We start from the raw sequence: 17,979 nt of genomic DNA, 5'->3' as shown, positions 1-17,979 counted from the left end.
AGGAGTATCTCCTTTAAGCGCGCAGGTGCTCCGCTTTCACGACCATTTGTAGGCCATTAGACAGTTGAACTCGCACATCTTCCTTATTAATTTCCACGATAGTCGCAGCCATGTTTCCTTTGCCCATATTAACGTTTATCTGATTACCCACCGTCATATCGTCGGCAGTCAGGGCCCGCGTTTCTACTGGCTTACTGGTTGGAGCTTTATTTTGTTGTGGCTTGCGGTTTTGCGGCTTTTTATTTGCCGGCTTCGCTTTCGCTTTACCTTCTTCACGAGCTTTTTGTGCTTGCTCTTTACGACGAGCCTGAACCTTGGCTTTACTTTCCGCTAAAGCCGTTTTCGCATGTTCAACGTGCTCTTCTTCTAATTCACCCGCCGCATTACCATCTAGGTCAACACGGCTCACGCCTAGTTTTACACCATGGAGATAGCGCCAAGAGGAGGTGTACTGTCTTAAGGCGGCACGCAACTGAGTTTTACTTACTTTTTCATCTTCATTTAGACGTTCAGCAAGATCTTGAAAAATGCCAATTTTAAGTGGCTTAGCTTCACCTTCTAAAGTAAAGCATTTAGGGAAACATTCAGCAATATACGCGATAACTTCTTTGCTGTTTTTTAACTTTTCAGTGTTTTCCATGAGGGGTCCTGGTTAGTGCGGCGGTACCGCAAACATTAATACAAATATTTCAGGTATTATAGAGACCTGCAAGCGAAAAACCACACTCAATCTAGAATTTATGCACTGATAGCGTGGGAATTAAGCAGCTTTTCCACCTCTTTTACCAAAAATGTTAAACCGTCTTCATCGATTTCACTGAAACGTCCTACGATTGGACTATCAATATCCACTACGCCAATTAACTCACCGTTAATACTAAAAGGAAGTACGATTTCAGAATTACTTGTTGCATCACACGCAATATGCCCCTCAAATTGATGAACATCATGAATCCGTTGCACTCGGTTTTCAGACGCAGCTGTACCACATACCCCTTTCCCCATAGGAATTCGTGTACAGGCAGGGTTGCCTTGAAACGGCCCCAAAATCAGCTCATCACCTCGCAACAAATACACTCCGACCCAGTTGACTGACTCCAGTTCCATGTTCAAAAGCGCACTTAGGTTAGCCAAGTTAGCAATAAGGTCTGTTTCTGATTCTAAAAGTGCTAAAGCCTGCTTGGTCAAGCGATGGTATTGTTCTATTGTCATATTGACTTCCATTTGAAAACTGGAGACTTCTATTTTGAATCGACGTACAATCGACTGACGACTCTAAATAGTAAGCATTCTCACCAAAATGATTGATAATCCCAACACTATTAGCCGTTCTTGGTTAATAACTCAAGTTAAAAAACACAAGAGTAAGCTTGTGTTGGCCAATATTATTGCCTTGATCGCTGCGTTTGTGAGTGTGCCTATTCCGCTTTTAATGCCCCTTATGGTCGATGAGGTCCTGTTGGATCAACCCGGCAACGGGTTAGCCTTGATGGACAAAGTCTTACCGGGAGGTTGGCAAACGCCAACGGGCTATATTTTCCTGACCTTGTTTCTGGTTATCGCGATGCGATCGATAAGCCAAGCCTTAAACATACTGCAAAGCCGCCAATTCACACTGGTCTCAAAAACCATCACTTATCAAATGCGCAGCCGGATGATAGACAAACTAGGACGCATCAGCATCAAACAGTATGAAACGCGAGGGAGTGGTGGGATCAATTCTCACTTAATCACTGATGTTGAGACCATAGATCAGTTTATTGGTTCGACACTAAGCAAATTTTTAGTCAGTCTGCTAACCGTTATTGGCACGGCTGGTGTGTTGCTTTGGTTGGAGTGGCGTTTGGGGCTTTTCATCCTACTTGTTAATCCGGTTGTCATCTATTTTTCTCGAAAACTTGGGAGCAGGGTCAAACACCTTAAAAAACATGAAAACCAATCGTTCGAACAATTTCAAAACAGGCTAGTTGAAACGCTCGACGGTATTTATCAACTTCGAGCCGCAAATCGAGAGCGTGAATTTTTAACTGAGTTAAAGGCCCAAGCCAATCAAGTTCGCCTCGATGCTAGCCAGTACGCCTGGCAGTCCGAAGCCGCAGGTCGTGTTTCTTTCTTACTCTTTTTATTGGGATTTGAACTCTTTAGAGCGGTAGCCATGCTAATGGTGTTGTTTAGCGACCTCACTATCGGACAAATATTCGCCGTATTTGGCTACTTGTGGTTCATGTTGGGTCCTGTGCAAGAACTGCTCGGGATCCAATTCTCCTGGTACAGTGCTAAAGCCGCCCTTTCACGAATCAATACCTTACTCCTTCTCGAAGAGGAGCACCGCCCTGTCAGTAAAGTGGACCCTTTTGTCACGAACAAGCAAGTTGAGGTAAGCGTAGAAAATGTCCATTTTTCTTACAATGATGAGCTAAAAATCCTCAATAACTTGAGTTTGTCCATACCCGCGGGCAAGAAAGTCGCTCTGGTTGGTACAAGTGGCGGCGGAAAATCGACGTTGATCCAGCTGTTGATCGGCGTTTATCGTCAAGATTCAGGTTCTATTCGTTTCAATAATGAAACAACCGAAGATATCGGTTTTGATATAATTCGCAATAGAATTGCTGTTGTATTACAACAGCCTATACTATTTAATGACACTTTAAGGCATAATCTCACTCTTGGCTCAGATTTTGATGACTCTCAGCTGTGGCGCGCTCTAGAGATTGCACAACTTCCTGATGTCATCAGCCAGCTTAGTGACGGACTCAACACACAAATAGGTCGAAATGGCATTCGTCTATCCGGTGGACAACGTCAACGACTTGCGATAGCAAGAATGGTACTCAGTGATCCACAGTTTGTTATTTTAGATGAAGCGACCTCTGCACTCGATACAGTAACCGAAGCAGCATTGCACGAAGCTTTGACTCAGTTTTTGAATGGTCGCACAACCCTGATTGTTGCTCATCGACTGTCTGCGGTAAAGCAAGCTGATTTGATCTACGTTTTAGAAGACGGAAAAGTAACACAGGCGGGCACTCATGTTGAGTTGGTTAAACAAGATGGCTTATATCAAACGCTCTATGGGAGCGCGCAGTCACTCGGGTGAACAACCTAAGGGGTGCGATGTGAGCCCTCCTGATACAACGAACCCTCACAATACAAGCCTATGCTCTGGTTGCGAGCTTGCTATAGACACGATCAGCGTTAAGCGCGGGAAAAGTGCCTACTGCCCAAGGTGTGGAACCTTGCTTTATCGGGGAGGCTCTCCTTCTTTATCAGGTAATATTGCGGTCGCGCTCACTTGTCTTCTGCTGTTCGTTCCTTCTCACTTATTCGATTTTATCAGTATCAGACTGTTTGGAGTGATGATCCATGCCACGCTTCCTTCCGGCGTAACAGCATTGTTTAATGAAGGCTTTATTTTTTTATCCGTATTGATTGTGTTTTGTAGTTCGATCGCCCCTCTTGTGGTCAGCTTATCGGTTCTATTCGCACACATCGCTCTAAAGCACCGTTATTTTTTGTTACTTAAGTACTCGCTTTATACGGTTCAACATTTTAAGCGCTGGGTTATGATCGACGTATTTCTGGTCAGTGTTGCTGTCTCATGCTTTAAACTGCAAGACTATTCAGATATTCATGTCGGTATTGGACTGTACGGGCTCCTTCTGCTTCAAGTGAGCACCGTGCTACTCGTATCAAGAGTGAGCGTACGACGCTACTGGCAAGTCTACGAATCAGAATCCAGTTATCAATTTACCGAAAAATCGTTACATTGCCGCCATTGCCACCTTTCCCAACCGGAACGGCGTGAATGTATACGATGTCACAAACCCATTTATCATCGTAAACCTTTTTCTGCGCAAGTCACCTGGGCTTATCTTATCTCAGCGGCCATTGCTATCATTCCTGCGAATCTGATCCCAATATCCATTTTGATCACCAACGGCCAAAGGCTGGAAGATACTATACTTTCTGGCATCGCTAATTTGGTCAACAACGGGATGTTGGGTATCGCTTTGATCATTTTTGTGGCGAGTATTATCGTTCCAGTGGCAAAGATTATTGGTTTGGCTTACATATTGCTTTCTGTTCAGTTTAAACAAAACGCATTTCATCGCCAAAGAATGACCCTATACTTCATCATAAAATGGATAGGCCGATGGTCTATGTTGGACTTATTCGTTATCGCCATCATGATGGCACTGGTTGACCGTGGTCAGATACTTGATTTTACACCCGGATATGGTGCTGTGGCCTTTGGCATTGTCGTCGTATTAACCATGCTTGCAACCGAGAGTCTCGACCCACGATTGCTATGGGATACCAAACCAAACTCGTACAGTACAAAGACACCGAACAAAAAAGAGCCTTTAAATGACTAATTCTGCTTCTGATCAACCGCCTTTCTCTCCTGATGTCAAACGCAATAGAGGTATATCTCCATTATGGCTCTTACCTGCGTTGACCTTGATTTTAGCAGGCTGGTTAGTCGTACAAGCTGTTAATGATGCTGGTCAGCGAGTTCAAATATACTTTTCTAATGCTCAAGGGCTTATCGCCGGCCGGACAACGATTCGATATCAAGGTTTGGAAGTGGGCATGGTCAGAGAAATCAACCTTTCTGATGACTTGGAAAGTATTTTTGTTGAAGCGGATATCTACCCAGAAGCGACAAAGTTACTGTCCAAACAAACTCGTTTTTGGATGGTAAAGCCGACTGCGAGCTTATCCGGAATCTCGGGGCTGGACGCGTTAGTCTCTGGTAACTACATCGCAATTCAACCCAGTGATAACCCATCAGAACCGGCAACAAAGTTTACCGCACTTGAACGTTCGCCTTCTGATATTTTGTCACGCGATGGACTTAACATTACTCTGCAAGCTAGAGACTTAGGGGGGATATCGATTGGCTCGCAAATTGTCTATCGTAAAATCCCTATTGGCGAGGTGTTCAGTTACCAACTTGACGATCATAATAAAAACGTCCTTATACAAGCTTCCATACAAGACGAATACCGCAAGGTGATTACAGATAAAAGCCGTTTTTGGAATGTCAGCGGTCTAGGTGCCAACATTGGGTTTGATGGTGTAGACGTGCAATTGGACAGTTTAAGTGCCCTTATTGGAGGTTCTATCGCTGTCGATTCCCCCGAAGGTGGTGAACCCGTCAACGTCAATACTCAGTTTAAGCTTTATCCAGATTTGAATACCGCAGGTCGTGGTATTCCCATTCAAATTTCATTGCCCGATGACAATAGGATAAATTCGACTGGCGCTCCCATTATGTATCGAGGTTTAGAAATTGGTCAGGTGACGGACCTTCAGTTGGGCAACGGTCGCGAAAATATTGTGGCATCAGCGGCCATCCAGCCCGCTTTCTCAGATATGCTAACCACCGGCAGCACCTTTATTTTGGAAGAAGCCAAAGTCACATTATCAGGCATTGAAAACCTCTCCAACTTAGTCAAAGGAAACTTTCTGACCTTGGTCCCTAGTGACGGTGATATTTCTCGCCAATTTACCGCGATTCGGAAAGATGAATTCAATAAACAACAAGCGAAGTACATTTCGATTTCTCTTACGGCGGAAAATTCTTTCGGGCTCGACGTAGGCGCCAATGTCCTTTATCGAGGCTTCACTGTCGGTGAAGTAACCCACGTCAGTTTAGACGACGACCAAGTTAATTTAGATGTACTGATAGACAAACACTACGCTCACTTAATTAAATCACTCAACCGCTTTTTTGTAACGGGCAGTGCCACTGCCGAGCTCACTGAGTCTGGTTTAAGCATTAGCGTCCCCCCTGCCCAGCAATTGTTAACGGGTTCCATCAGCTTCGTGAGTGAGGGGGTAAAAGAGCCGAAGCTCAATTATACGCTCTATCCGAGTAAATCCTTAGCTGAACTGGCAAAGTACAATATGTCGGGCTCACAAACGTTAACCCTGTATGCCGATGAATTACCACCTGTAGATAAAGGAAGTCCTCTACTCTATCGCAATTTGCAAGTAGGCAGTATTTCTGGCTTTCAACTGGTTGATGGGGGTGTCATTCTTACCGCCAGTATTGAAAACCAATACAAGCACCTGATTACGGAACAAACCGTATTTTGGAATCGTTCTGGGGTTGAAGTGGAAGCAAGCCTATCCGGTTTTAGCGTCAAAGCCGATCCTCTCAAATCGCTAATTCAAGGCGGAATTGCTTTTGATTCATTACCCGGCGTCGACAATAAACAGAACGAAAAATGGCTACTCTATCCAGACTTTAAAACCGCAAGAAAATTTGGTCACGTCATTAGCCTCAAGGCTTCCGGCGAAAACAACATCGCCAAGGGTACGGCAATAAAATATAACGGAGTTCAGGTCGGTGAAGTGACCTTGGTTATCCCGAATTTCAGTCAGGACACGGTCGAAATTAAGTTGCGGATGTTGCCAGAGTACGCCGACAGACTTGCAAAAGAAAGCAGCTACTTCTGGATTGCCCAACCCAGCATTGGCCTTAACGGAGTCAAAAATATACAAAACTTGCTAACACAAACCATCAATGTGTCGCCTGGCAGCGGTAAGGCTCAGTACACTTTCACCTTAAATAAAGAGCAACCCAGCGATCAAGGTGTGACGTTTTCACTCCAAAGCGAGACGCGTGGCTCGGTTGCAAAAGGCACCCCTATTCTCTACCGAGAAATCGAAGTAGGTAAAGTGATTAAAGTCGAATTGGGAGAGTTTGCTGACCGTGTCATATCGACCATTTCTCTTTATCCAAACTACGCTTATTTAGTCAGAAAAAATAGTGTGTTCTGGAATACTTCTGGGGTCGATGTTTCTATAGGCTTGGGTGGGGCGAACATTAAATCAGGAACTATCGACAGTTTGGTTCGTGGTGGCATTACGTTCTCTACACCGCAAAATACCCCACTGCAACCAATCGCGAAACAAGGCCAATCCTTTTTGCTTTACCGAGAGCCTCAGGATAGTTGGACAGCCTGGCGGACGCCCATTCCAAAACCCTGAGACAAAACGCAGCGATTTCGCTGCGTTTTTTTTGTTGATCCGATATAATCTTGCCCCTAACGGTCAATCGAGATAGAAACTTGCATCAAAACGTCCACCTACCAGATGGCTTTTTAAAACATATTGCCTCATTCATTCCTAAACACCTCAATATCGCCGATTTTATTGCGGCCTGTCAGCGGCCACTGCGCAAAAGTATTCGAGTCAATACGCTCAAGATTTCTGTCGATGACTTTCAGCATCGCGCATTGACAAAAGGATGGGGACTCACTCCGATACCATGGTGCACTGAAGGGTTTTGGGTAGAAGTCGACGAATCACAAACGCCACTCGGTAATACCGCTGAACATCTGGGAGGGCTTTTCTACATTCAAGAAGCCAGCTCGATGATGCCAGTTTCGGCTCTGTTTGATCAGCAAGATGACACGTTTGAATGCGTTCTTGATATGGCAGCTGCACCAGGTTCAAAGACCACACAAATCTCAGCAAAAATGAATAATGATGGCGTTTTGGTTGCTAATGAATTTTCGGCAAGTCGTGTCAAAGTACTTCATGCCAATACTGAACGTTGCGGTGTGCGCAACACTGCCCTGACTAACTTCGATGGGCGGGTCTTTGGCGGATGGTTACCCGAACAATTTGACGCGGTTCTTATCGATGCTCCCTGTTCAGGAGAAGGAACCGTACGTAAAGACGCCAGTGCGATGAAAAATTGGAGCATGGCATCGGTACTCTCTATCGCCGCCACGCAAAAACAACTGATTGAAAGCGCTTTTCATGCTCTGAAACCTAATGGGATCATGGTGTATTCAACCTGTACACTCAGTGTCGAAGAAAACCAGCAAGTCTGTCTCCATTTAAAGGAAACCTTTGGTGACAACGTCGAATTTGAGCCTCTAGATGGGCTATTTCCTGATGCTCATCACGCCATGACGGAGCAAGGTTTCTTGCATATATTCCCTCAGGTATTCGATTGTGAGGGTTTTTTTGTCGCCAAAATTCGCAAACGAGGATCGGTTGAAGCCCCTGAAGTCAAAAAACGACTAGGGCAATTCCCTTTCAAAAAAGCGACACAAATCCAGCAAGAAAACATCGCCCTAGAATTAATAAAAAGCCTCAACATAACGTTGCCTGTCGATACATCCATTTGGTTTCGTGATAATGACGTTTGGCTTTTTCCAAATGCACTTGAGCCCATGTTAGGTGAATTACGTTTCTCTAGAATGGGAATAAAAATCGCTGAAGCTCACAAAAAAGGGTACCGTTGGCAACATCAGGTCGCCACTTCATTGGCTGACGGGCAACAACCATACAGTGTAGCCCTTTCGATTGACGAAGCCCGTGAATGGTTTATGGGAAGAGATGTCAGACCTGAAAACCTTTCAGGCCAAGGGGAAGTCATTGTTATGTTGGGTAATGATGTGATTGGACTTGGAAAATGGGTTGGTAACAGAGTCAAAAATGGCTTGCCCAGAGAGCTGGTTAGAGACAAGAATTTGTTCTAACGCACTACGTAATAATAGTAAGTTTGACTGTTATATAGCCAAATTGGCAGGATGAACTATACTCTAGCGTGAGATGAATCATAATATATCAATTAGATAATAATGGCTCTTTGTGAGCCTTCCCCTAGGCCCAAGCTCTACCCGCTTTGGGCCTTTTTTTGGCAGATTGAACTAGTTTTTCAATCGGATACCTTCTTCTTCAATCGTGATTCTACCCTGCTTGTAAAGGCTGCCGATCGTTTTCTTGAACGTACCTTTACTGGTACGAAAAGCAGCAAAAATACTCTCAGGCGACGATTTGTCATTCAGTGGTAAGAAACCTTCCTTTTTTTCTAGCAATGTCATGATTTTAACACTCAAATCATCCATTTTGTCGACGCCGATTTTTTGCAATGACAGATCAACTTTTCCATCTTCACGAACCGCTTTGATATAGGCTTTGAGTTTTTTGCCAACAAACAATTTACCAAACACGTCGGATTTAAAAATCATGCCCCAGTGCTGACCTTCAATGATCGCCTTAAAGCCAAGATCACTCCTCTCGGCGATGATAATGTCAACTTGCTGATTTGGCGTATAGCTAGCCTGAGTTTTGTCTAACAACTTGTTAAACTTTGTCGTACCAACGATTCTTCCAGATGCTTTATCGGTGTATACGTAGACCAGCACATTCTGACCTACCGAGAAACGGGCTCGTTGCTCACTAAATGGAATCAGTAGATCTTTCCCTTTGATTCCCCAATCAGCAAAAGCACCTGTGCTATTGACGCCTCCGATGGTCATTAAACCCCACTCTCCCACTTGGGCAATCGGAGTTTCAGTGGTTGCGACCAATTGACTATCCGAATCAAAGTATAAAAATGCATCGACAAACTGATCAATCTCAGTCCCTTGAGGGACAAAACGATTCGGTAACAAACTTATTCCATATTCTCCAGCGTCAAGGAACACGCCAAAGTCAGCTTTTTTTACAACTTTCAAGCGGTTTATCTGGCCAACATTAATCATTTCAAGGCTCTCTTACTAAATTTGCAGTGATTATACCTAAACTCTGTTATGCTTTCGTCACACAATTAAAACTTTTTTAGAGGTAGTTTTTTGCTCTCCGTTGATAAGCAAGACGGCATCACTCTCAAGATCTCCCATGCAATGGCCACATCAAAAAAATCAGATCTTGATCTTTATTTCTTTATTCCAGGGGAGCTCGGGTTAACGCCTGATGTCCTTAAGGAAAACGAAATTTACTACGAATCGATTGTTCAGAACCGTGCCTACTACAGCGATAAAATACTGCTTCCGTTAGTCCATAGTCGCTTGGCCAAAAGGGGTCGATTATCGTCGAATCAATATCGCGTTAGTTTGAGCCTGTTCGCTTATCAATACGTCATAGCTCTCGATAAAGCCGTCAACGAACTCAACAAGCATGAACCCGATACCATTACTACTGAACAAGTTGATGAAGTGATTGAGCTCGCTTTGGATATTTTAAAAAAATTCCGGCGAAGTATTCCTTATGATGAAAACCTAAAACGGTATTACGCAAATATCGACAATTATATTTCATGGTATACAGGGCAACGCTTCATGTCTCTGATTGCCCACATGCCAAGAGACAACGATTACAAAACAATTAAAGCGACACTCCTGACCATTGTTGAGAAAGAAACGGCCCACCGCAAACTTAACCATTACAACTCTAAAAATGTTCGTGACGACGTAACGCGGTTGAGTAACAAAATGCGTCTACTTCGCCGTTTGATTGAACACCCCGTTGTCCTTAAAGCGGACACCCAATCCCTAGGCAAAAATACTAAGCGAGTGGTTAAGGGTTCTGCCACCGGCTTTGTCATGGTCTTTGTCACCATCACCGCCATTCTGGCGAGAGATTATTGGGGAGAAATCACCGCTTCATTTATCGTTTTGATGTCCTTTGTTTATGCCCTGCGCGAGATCTTCAAAGATGATTTGCGCGATGTCATGTGGCGTTGGATAAGAAAAGGCAGACCAAAATGGCGCAAGTGTTATTTGGATCCTTCGACAAGTAAGGGTGTCGGGCATAAGTTTGAGTGGTTGGATTATACAACGTTAATGACGCTGCCAGACAGAATTAAACTAATACGCAAAAAACGAATTGCTCAGCGAGAGGAACAAATTCTCCATTACCGTTCACAAACCGAGATGTCGACATCTAAGTTCATGAGTGGTTATGAAGAAACACGAGAGTCAATGATGATGAACATGCGACCTTTCATGCGCTTGATGGATAAGGGGTCAAACAAAGTGTACACATTGACGAACAATCAAGTAAGCAAGGAGTCGGTTGAAAAACGTCACTTAATAAATTTGATTGCGAAAGAAGACAATCACACCGACGAACCCACTTACTATCGTTGGAAAATAGTCCTCAACCGTAGCAAGATCGTCGCTATTGAGCAGGTAGAGGTCGACAAAATCAGCCACCCGTTCGCTTCAATGAAAGAGTAAGTTTAAACTCTGCCATGGGGGTGTCTCCATGCAAGCTGGGGCACAGAGCAACAATTTTCACAGACTGATTAACGCGTTCACCTGTCGCAAAGGTTTCGTCTAACATACGATCTATCACGGCACCATCTTGGCAAACAAAATGAACGTCCCCTTCCGGGCGTTTAAGAAACTGCCCATCAACCGCTTTAAACGCGAGGGAAACTTGCCCCCCCCTTTCCTGTGCTTTGCTCATTGCCATAAAGCCACCAGCGACATCCGCCCCCACCGCCAAAACGCCGAAGTACATACTATTAAGATGGTTTTTGGTTTTACGTTTTAGCGGTATCTTTATTTCAACTGACTCTGCGTCCAGCTTCAATATCTTTGGGCGACAAAGCCAGATTAATGGGACTTTAAAGAATCCAAAAAATTTCAGGTATAGATTGGCTTTAGCGATAGGCGATAGCATTGAATCTGGTCCGATGTGTTCATGATTGAGATTCTAAGTTGATAACGAAGGCCGAACAATGTCAACACTTTGTTAACAGGTAACGAGTAAAATTATAGGCTTGTCACTCAATATTAGTTACAGCGTCACAACAACCTGGGTCACCTTGTTGTCAACGAGGCACTGCTGAATAACGCGATACATGTTCATTCCACTACTTTGGATAACCACAGGTTTGCAAGCTCTGGATGCTGCCTTGACCACAGATCGGATAAGATCGATGACTGGGTCGCATTGTGGATCGAACAAATATTCCAAGGCTTGGTTTTGTCGGTCAACTCCGAGTGTAAACTGGGCTAAGTTTTCCACATTGATTGCTACCCCATCGAAATATGGCAAAAGACGTTCCGACAAAAGTGCTGCGGATGGGACATCAACCGTGTAAAAGACGTGTAAACCATTCACTCCCCTTGGTAACCCCTGTTCAGAAAGTAAATCAATAATTTTTGCCGCATCGGAGAGCGTTCTCACAAAAGGAACGACAATATCAACCGCTACGCCCTGCAGTTGCAATGCTTTGATTACTTGACACTCCAACACAAACGCCAAATGAAATTGACTTTGAGCGTAACGCGACACACCGCGTAAACCTAGCGCCGAATTCACTTCACTCGGTTCTGCTTGTCCTCCAAGTCGAGCGCTCAATTCACCGCTGTCTGAGTTACTTAAGCCTATCCTAATCGCTTCATGTGTTGGTTCTATCGTTTGAATAATGGTATCGACCAAGGTGGCAACAAAGTGCTCGTTCATTGCTGACTCTCCCAAAATCGCCTTAATTGAGTTCAATTCCGCCTCACTGAGCATCGATTCTACGCTCTTGAAACAGGGGTGATAGACAATGTGTTCCGATATAAGATCAGCCATAGAAACAAAAAGATGGTGACTTCCAACTGCAGCCTTCTGGCCCGGTAAGGCATCTCCAATATTCAATTCTGGGTGTAAACTGTTTGAGCCATTAACCTTCATTACTTTTCCATACATTTTCCAATTTATTCTGCAGATGAACATAGCGACTAAATAAACTTAAAGCAAGCACAATACTGAATATTAAGTCAAAGATGGTGATTTAATATTCATATTATTGCTATTGCACTATATCCTAAATAGATAAGTGGTTTATTCCTATTGATGTTTCCGCTATCTTTAGCGCTTCACAATAAAAACAACAGGCTTTCCTATGCCACTCAAAACTGATGAATTAAGAACGCAGCCGCTTGGACCTATGCCAACGCCCGCTGAATTAGGCAGCGCTCACCCAATTACGAACGATGTCGCAATGCGCATTGCTGAGTCTCGTCGTCAGATTGAAAGAATTCTAGTCGGAGAAGATCAGCGTCTTCTCGTCATTGTCGGGCCATGTTCTGTACATGATACAGACGCGGCGCTGGATTACGCGACACGTTTGGCCACTCTTCAAGAACAATACAAAGAGCAGCTTTTTATCGTGATGCGGACTTACTTTGAAAAGCCTCGTACTGTGGTCGGTTGGAAGGGGCTCATTACCGACCCAAATCTGGATGGCTCCTATGCGTTGGAAACCGGTCTGAATAAAGCTCGTAAATTGCTGTTGGACATTAACAAACTGGGCTTGGCCACTGCGACTGAGTTCCTCGATATGATCACAGGCCAATACATTGCCGATCTCATTACCTGGGGCGCCATCGGCGCTCGTACAACAGAGTCACAAATTCACCGCGAGATGGCATCAGCGCTTTCTTGCCCAGTGGGTTTCAAAAATGCCACTAACGGTAATGTAAAAATTGCCATCGATGCTATTCGCGCTTCCAAAGCATCACACTATTTCTATTCACCGGATAAAAATGGTCGAATGACGGTTTATCGCACGAGTGGCAATCCATACGGTCATATCATTTTGCGTGGCGGTGACCAAGGTCCAAACTTCGATTCCGACTCAGTAAAATCGGCGTGCTCTATGCTTGCTGAATTTGATTTACCCACACGCCTGATTATCGATTTCAGTCATGCAAACTGCCAGAAACAGCATCGTAAACAATTAGATGTCGCTCGCAATATCTGCCAACAGATCCTGTCCGGTGGTAATCAAGTGGCTGGTATCATGGCTGAAAGCTTTATCATCGAGGGTAATCAACCAATGACTGATATTCACAACCTAACCTATGGCCAATCAATAACGGATCCATGCTTAAGTTGGGAAGACACGACCCAAATGTTCGATATGCTGGCTAATGCCGTAAAAGCACGCGGCTAAACTAGAGGAAACCAAACTATGCCATCTTTTGATATCGTCTCTGAGATCGACACTGTAGAGCTGCGTAATGCAGTAGACAACGCCTCTCGTGAACTTTCTACTCGTTTTGACTTTCGCGGTGCCGACGCCTCATTCGAAGTTCAGAAAGACGAATCAGTTCGCCTTAATGCAGAAGGTGACTTTCAGCTCAAGCAAATGCGTGACATTCTCCGTTCACATTTAAGTAAACGAGGTGTAGATGCCAATGCAATGGAAGCAAAAGACGAAGAAGCTACAGGAAAAAACTGGCACCAAATTGTTGTTTTCAAACAAGGTATTGACGCACCAACAGCAAAAAAACTCGTCAAGGCCATTAAAGATGCGAAACTCAAAGTTCAGGCCTCTATTCAAGGAGAAAAGGTCCGAGTAACAGGCAAAAAAAGAGATGATTTGCAAGCTACGATGTCCATGATCCGGGAGGCTGATCTCGGTCAACCATTCCAATATGAAAACTTTCGTGACTAAGTAATGAATGTTAAATCAACCCGCGATATGACGCGGGTTGGTTATTTTATCCGGTCTCTTCCATCCACTTAGACGCTACCCAGCCTAATATGGAGGTCATTGTGCTTGAGCAATGCGAACTGTTGAGAATATGGCTCAACAAACACCACGATTCTAAGCCCTTTCACTTTTGAGCTCGATAGTTTATCTGACAAATCCACATCATCGATGAATTCCACTCTCTGCGCATCCCGACGGACTAGATCAACAAATTCAAATGGACAATGTTTACTAAACAGGACCAGTTCCGCTTGCTGCATGAGACGCAGGCCTTTCATAGGAAGCAACTCAACATCGTTGCCAAAGTCTATCCAAGTCACACATCCCTGATCATCAAAACCGTTAGTCAATGCCTTTTGATAGATCACTTCTAATTCCGAACGCTGATTTACCAATTCTGTGTCGACATCAGTAAAAAAACCTTCCCAAAACTTTCGCCTCAAATCAACGGAGGACAACCGCTCTTTTAAATCAGCGCGTTTTGAGGCTGCAAAATCGGCAAGTAGCGATAAGTTATGAGGTAACGTAGCTTCGAATTGTTCTCTTATATTGCGAACCAATATGGGTGAAGCACCACCGCTGGAAATCGCGATTTGGATGCGACCTCGGTTTATAACGGAAGGGGTGATAAAGTCACAGTAGGGTTGGTCATCAACAACATTAATCAGTAAACCAAGTTTCTTCGCATCATGATAAACACGGTGATTGAGTTGGGGGTTGTTTGTCGTCGCCCATACCTGAACATACTTGCGTTCTAGCAGCTCGTCACAATAGAAACTCTGCAACCAATAGCAAGACTCAGTAGCAACGAGATCTTTTAGATAGGGTTCTATTTTAGGTGATACTATCGTCACATGAGCACCTGCACGAATCAAACTATCGACTTTTCGGCAAGCAACCTCTCCTCCACCCACAACCAAGACCGGCTTGTCAGTGAGGTTCATAAACAGCGGGAAATACTGCATTTCATTCCTTGGGCAATCCATAAACTCCAGCAGAATATTCTAGCAATAATTGCACACATCAAGAAACCTAATTTGATAATTGCACGATATACAACCAAATTTATGGTTATTTATAGAATTAAACATTAGGTATTATCCACAAATTAAGATGTAAAGATTACGTAAAGAGAAAGTTTCAGGGCGTGCAGGTTTTTGCACGTTTGTGTGAAGTCTCACACTATTTACATCTACATGGCAATTCGTCATCCTAAATTAAGGCCGGATTAGTAAATTATCCTAATTAATCTTTTAAATTATATGGTTGAGAATTTACCAATCCTTTCCTACCCTTTAAATGGTTGATTTTCATACAGGTCAAATTGTGACTGATCGGCCCGCAATAATGGAATCACAGTGACTTTTCATTCGTTGTATTAGGAATACCTTGGTTTAACATGGTTTATACAGGAAGGATACATATGCCAAACAAACTCTCATTTCTTGCTTCGGTTGTCGCCGGAACGACGGTTCTAGTGGCAGCAACCGCCTCTGCAGCAGACAACACTTTAGATAAAGTGACTAAGCAAGGATTTATAACTTGTGGTGTAAGTACGGGGCTACCGGGATTCTCCAACCCAAATTCCAAGGGTCAGTGGGAAGGGATAGACGTCGAATATTGTCAGGCACTGGCGGCTGCAGTGCTGGGAGACAAATCTAAAGTTAAATACGTACCGCTTACTGCTAAAGAGCGCTTTACCGCCCTTCAGTCTGGAGAAATTGATGTGTTGTCGCGTAACACAACGTGGACTTTACATCGTGATACCGCTTTAGGTCTTAACTTTGTCGGGGTTAATTATTACGACGGACAAGGTTTCATGGTCAAAAAAGAGCTTGGCTTGAAGAGTGCAAAAGAACTCGACGGTGCTTCGGTATGTGTTCAATCCGGTACAACCACAGAATTAAACCTTGCTGATTACTTCCGTAACAATGGCATGTCTTACAAACCTGTGGTTTTTGATACTGCGGCGCAAACATCAAAAGGCTTCGATGCTGGTCGCTGTGATGCGCTAACAACAGACCAATCCGGTTTGTACGCACTTCGTCTCAACCTTCAGGATCCAAGTAGTGCCTCCGTATTGCCAGAGATCATCTCCAAGGAACCGCTGGGACCTGTTGTTACGCAGGGTGACGATCAATGGTTTAACATTGCAAAATGGACTTTAGCTGCCATGGTCAACGCGGAAGAATACGGCATCACCTCAAAAAACGCAGATAAGATGCTCAAATCAAAAGATCCAAACGTGAAACGTATTTTGGGTGTTGATGGTCCGAAAGGTAAAGGGCTCGGCATAAGAGATGATTGGGGCTACCAAGTCATCAAACAAGTCGGGAACTACGGAGAAAGTTTTGAAAGGACGGTAGGTAAAGGTTCCCCATTACAAATCTCACGCGGTGTCAATGCACTATGGAATGCGGGTGGATTTATGTACGCGCCTCCGATCCGTTAAGCACTATTTGTGAGCAGGAATGGGCGGTAGAAGCCGCCCTTTCATAAAATAGATTTGAGGTTAATGTTGTATGAAACCTACCAATAGCGGTGAACCAAACTTGGATAACAGACCGTCTTATAATACGAATCTTTTCTATAACCCTACCTTTCGTTCAGCGGTGTTCCAACTTATCGCTGTTCTGGCATTAGTCTTTTTCTTTTATACCATTGTAAACAATGCTCTAAGTAATCTTGAAGCCCGTGGCATCGCCACTGGATTTGATTTTCTCACTCAGGAAGCCGGCTTTGGGATTGGCTTGACATTAATTGAATATGACGAAACTTACACGTACGGGCGAACTTTTTTTGTTGGCCTTCTTAATACTGCCTTAGTGTCATTTTTGGGCATTATTTTGGCCACGGTTATTGGTTTTGTCATCGGTATTGCTCGTTTGTCAACCAACTGGATAGTGAGTCGGCTCGCAGCTGTTTACATAGAAACGTTCCGTAACATTCCATTGCTACTACAAATTTTCTTCTGGTATTTCGCCGTATTACAAGCACTACCAACCGCAAGAGAAAGTTTAAGTCTTGGCGAAGCGATTTTCCTTAATGTTCGTGGCTTATATTTTCCGGCGCCGGTTTTCGAGCCAGGTTCCTCATTTGTTTTAGGTGCCTTGGTCATCGGTATTTTAGCGACATTTTTCATCCGTGTTTGGGCACGTAATAAGCAGCAGCTTACTGGTCAGCAAACCCCGATGATACGAATTTCTCTTATTCTCGTGGTCTTACTCCCAACCATTGTCTACGTTATGATGGGAGCACCTATCTCAGCACAATACCCTGAATTGAAAGGCTTCAACTTTCGGGGTGGCATTAGCATTATCCCTGAACTGGCTTCTCTTCTACTAGCGCTCAGTATTTACACGGCTTCATTTATCGCAGAAATCGTTCGCTCTGGTATCAATGCGGTCAATCACGGACAAACCGAAGCGGCAATGTCCCTTGGGCTTCCACGATCTAGGACGCTCAAGTTGGTTGTTGTTCCCCAAGCGTTAAGAATTATCATTCCCCCGTTGACCAGCCAGTATCTCAATTTAACCAAAAATTCATCATTGGCTATGGCGATCGGTTACCCAGATTTGGTCTCAGTTTTTGCAGGCACCACTCTCAATCAAACGGGTCAAGCGATAGAGATTATCGCCATGACAATGGGTGTCTACCTTACACTGAGTTTACTCACTTCTGCGCTAATGAATGTGTATAACCGAAAAGTTGCTTTGGTGGAGAGATAG

The 17,979-nt window shown here is 44.1% G+C and carries 15 protein-coding genes; 9 read left to right on the top strand and 6 right to left on the bottom strand.

Annotation, left to right across the window (positions count from 1 at the left end; all coding sequences use genetic code 11):
• Positions 1–13: 13 nt before the first annotated feature.
• Complete coding sequence (gene proQ, locus HLM86_RS15105; protein WP_076588051.1) at positions 14–640, bottom strand: RNA chaperone ProQ; 627 nt, start codon at positions 638–640, stop codon at positions 14–16.
• A 98-nt stretch (positions 641–738) separates the two neighbouring features.
• Positions 739–1,212, bottom strand: coding sequence for a GAF domain-containing protein (locus HLM86_RS15100; protein WP_076588053.1), 474 nt, complete (start codon positions 1,210–1,212; stop codon positions 739–741).
• Between the two features lie 88 nt (positions 1,213–1,300).
• On the opposite strand from HLM86_RS15100, the gene HLM86_RS15095 reads away from it, so the two are divergent.
• From HLM86_RS15095 to rsmF, 4 genes are all read left to right on the top strand, one after another.
• Complete coding sequence (locus HLM86_RS15095; protein ID WP_076588056.1) at positions 1,301–3,097, top strand: ABC transporter ATP-binding protein; 1,797 nt, start codon at positions 1,301–1,303, stop codon at positions 3,095–3,097.
• Positions 3,072–4,376 carry a PqiA/YebS family transporter subunit gene (locus HLM86_RS15090; protein ID WP_170883616.1) on the top strand — a complete coding sequence of 435 codons (1,305 nt, stop codon included), beginning with the start codon at positions 3,072–3,074 and terminating at the stop codon, positions 4,374–4,376. Before HLM86_RS15095 ends, HLM86_RS15090 begins: the two co-directional genes overlap by 26 nt.
• Positions 4,369–7,002 (top strand): MlaD family protein, encoded by a 2,634-nt coding sequence (locus HLM86_RS15085; protein ID WP_170883606.1) that lies wholly within the window; start codon positions 4,369–4,371, stop codon positions 7,000–7,002. The genes HLM86_RS15090 and HLM86_RS15085 overlap by 8 nt, the downstream gene beginning before the upstream one ends.
• An 80-nt stretch (positions 7,003–7,082) precedes the next feature.
• On the top strand, positions 7,083–8,507 hold the full coding sequence (gene rsmF / locus HLM86_RS15080) for a 16S rRNA (cytosine(1407)-C(5))-methyltransferase RsmF (RefSeq protein ID WP_170883605.1): 1,425 nt from the start codon (positions 7,083–7,085) through the stop codon (positions 8,505–8,507).
• A 171-nt stretch (positions 8,508–8,678) separates the two neighbouring features.
• On the opposite strand, the gene HLM86_RS15075 is transcribed toward rsmF, so the two are convergent.
• Positions 8,679–9,515, bottom strand: coding sequence for a CvfB family protein (locus HLM86_RS15075; protein ID WP_076588063.1), 837 nt, complete (start codon positions 9,513–9,515; stop codon positions 8,679–8,681).
• A 90-nt stretch (positions 9,516–9,605) separates the two neighbouring features.
• On the opposite strand from HLM86_RS15075, the gene HLM86_RS15070 reads away from it, so the two are divergent.
• Positions 9,606–10,991: a hypothetical protein gene (locus tag HLM86_RS15070; protein WP_170883604.1), complete on the top strand. Its 1,386-nt coding sequence runs from the start codon at positions 9,606–9,608 to the stop codon at positions 10,989–10,991.
• Here the strand turns inward: HLM86_RS15070 and HLM86_RS15065 are convergent.
• Positions 10,960–11,439: a PaaI family thioesterase gene (locus HLM86_RS15065; protein WP_170883603.1), complete on the bottom strand. Its 480-nt coding sequence runs from the start codon at positions 11,437–11,439 to the stop codon at positions 10,960–10,962. The genes HLM86_RS15070 and HLM86_RS15065 overlap by 32 nt on opposite strands.
• A gap of 117 nt (positions 11,440–11,556) precedes the next feature.
• Entirely contained in the window at positions 11,557–12,444 is an 888-nt protein-coding gene (locus HLM86_RS15060; RefSeq protein WP_170883602.1) for a putative PEP-binding protein, read from the bottom strand.
• Between the two features lie 211 nt (positions 12,445–12,655).
• Between HLM86_RS15060 and HLM86_RS15055 the strand changes: the two genes are divergently transcribed.
• Together HLM86_RS15055 and HLM86_RS15050 are read left to right on the top strand one after the other, a co-directional pair.
• Positions 12,656–13,708: a 3-deoxy-7-phosphoheptulonate synthase gene (locus HLM86_RS15055; RefSeq protein WP_170883601.1), complete on the top strand. Its 1,053-nt coding sequence runs from the start codon at positions 12,656–12,658 to the stop codon at positions 13,706–13,708.
• Between the two features lie 18 nt (positions 13,709–13,726).
• Positions 13,727–14,212 carry a YajQ family cyclic di-GMP-binding protein gene (locus HLM86_RS15050; protein ID WP_076588074.1) on the top strand — a complete coding sequence of 162 codons (486 nt, stop codon included), beginning with the start codon at positions 13,727–13,729 and terminating at the stop codon, positions 14,210–14,212.
• 68 nt (positions 14,213–14,280) lie between these two features.
• On the opposite strand, the gene HLM86_RS15045 is transcribed toward HLM86_RS15050, so the two are convergent.
• The gene (locus HLM86_RS15045; protein ID WP_076588076.1) at positions 14,281–15,216 is read right to left on the bottom strand and encodes a precorrin-2 dehydrogenase/sirohydrochlorin ferrochelatase family protein; all 936 of its coding nucleotides are present in this window, start codon (positions 15,214–15,216) and stop codon (positions 14,281–14,283) included.
• Between the two features lie 458 nt (positions 15,217–15,674).
• Between HLM86_RS15045 and HLM86_RS15040 the strand changes: the two genes are divergently transcribed.
• Together HLM86_RS15040 and HLM86_RS15035 are read left to right on the top strand one after the other, a co-directional pair.
• Positions 15,675–16,703, top strand: coding sequence for an amino acid ABC transporter substrate-binding protein (locus tag HLM86_RS15040; RefSeq protein ID WP_076588078.1), 1,029 nt, complete (start codon positions 15,675–15,677; stop codon positions 16,701–16,703).
• Between the two features lie 70 nt (positions 16,704–16,773).
• Positions 16,774–17,979: an amino acid ABC transporter permease gene (locus tag HLM86_RS15035; RefSeq protein WP_076588080.1), complete on the top strand. Its 1,206-nt coding sequence runs from the start codon at positions 16,774–16,776 to the stop codon at positions 17,977–17,979.

The sequence above is a fragment of the Vibrio ostreicida genome, from assembly GCF_013074385.2.
Lineage (GTDB): Bacteria > Pseudomonadota > Gammaproteobacteria > Enterobacterales > Vibrionaceae > Vibrio > Vibrio ostreicida.
This window is presented reverse-complemented; position numbering and strand designations above follow the sequence as displayed.

Coding starts and splice junctions, on each gene's coding strand:
- proQ (WP_076588051.1), bottom strand. CDS start 640: ATGGAAAACACTGAAAAGTTAAAAAACAGCAAAGAAGTTATCGCGTAT.
- HLM86_RS15100 (WP_076588053.1), bottom strand. CDS start 1,212: ATGACAATAGAACAATACCATCGCTTGACCAAGCAGGCTTTAGCACTT.
- HLM86_RS15095 (WP_076588056.1), top strand. CDS start 1,301: ATGATTGATAATCCCAACACTATTAGCCGTTCTTGGTTAATAACTCAA.
- HLM86_RS15090 (WP_170883616.1), top strand. CDS start 3,072: ATGGGAGCGCGCAGTCACTCGGGTGAACAACCTAAGGGGTGCGATGTG.
- HLM86_RS15085 (WP_170883606.1), top strand. CDS start 4,369: ATGACTAATTCTGCTTCTGATCAACCGCCTTTCTCTCCTGATGTCAAA.
- HLM86_RS15075 (WP_076588063.1), bottom strand. CDS start 9,515: ATGATTAATGTTGGCCAGATAAACCGCTTGAAAGTTGTAAAAAAAGCT.
- HLM86_RS15065 (WP_170883603.1), bottom strand. CDS start 11,439: ATGCTATCGCCTATCGCTAAAGCCAATCTATACCTGAAATTTTTTGGA.
- HLM86_RS15060 (WP_170883602.1), bottom strand. CDS start 12,444: ATGAAGGTTAATGGCTCAAACAGTTTACACCCAGAATTGAATATTGGA.
- HLM86_RS15055 (WP_170883601.1), top strand. CDS start 12,656: ATGCCACTCAAAACTGATGAATTAAGAACGCAGCCGCTTGGACCTATG.
- HLM86_RS15050 (WP_076588074.1), top strand. CDS start 13,727: ATGCCATCTTTTGATATCGTCTCTGAGATCGACACTGTAGAGCTGCGT.
- HLM86_RS15045 (WP_076588076.1), bottom strand. CDS start 15,216: ATGCAGTATTTCCCGCTGTTTATGAACCTCACTGACAAGCCGGTCTTG.
- HLM86_RS15040 (WP_076588078.1), top strand. CDS start 15,675: ATGCCAAACAAACTCTCATTTCTTGCTTCGGTTGTCGCCGGAACGACG.
- HLM86_RS15035 (WP_076588080.1), top strand. CDS start 16,774: ATGAAACCTACCAATAGCGGTGAACCAAACTTGGATAACAGACCGTCT.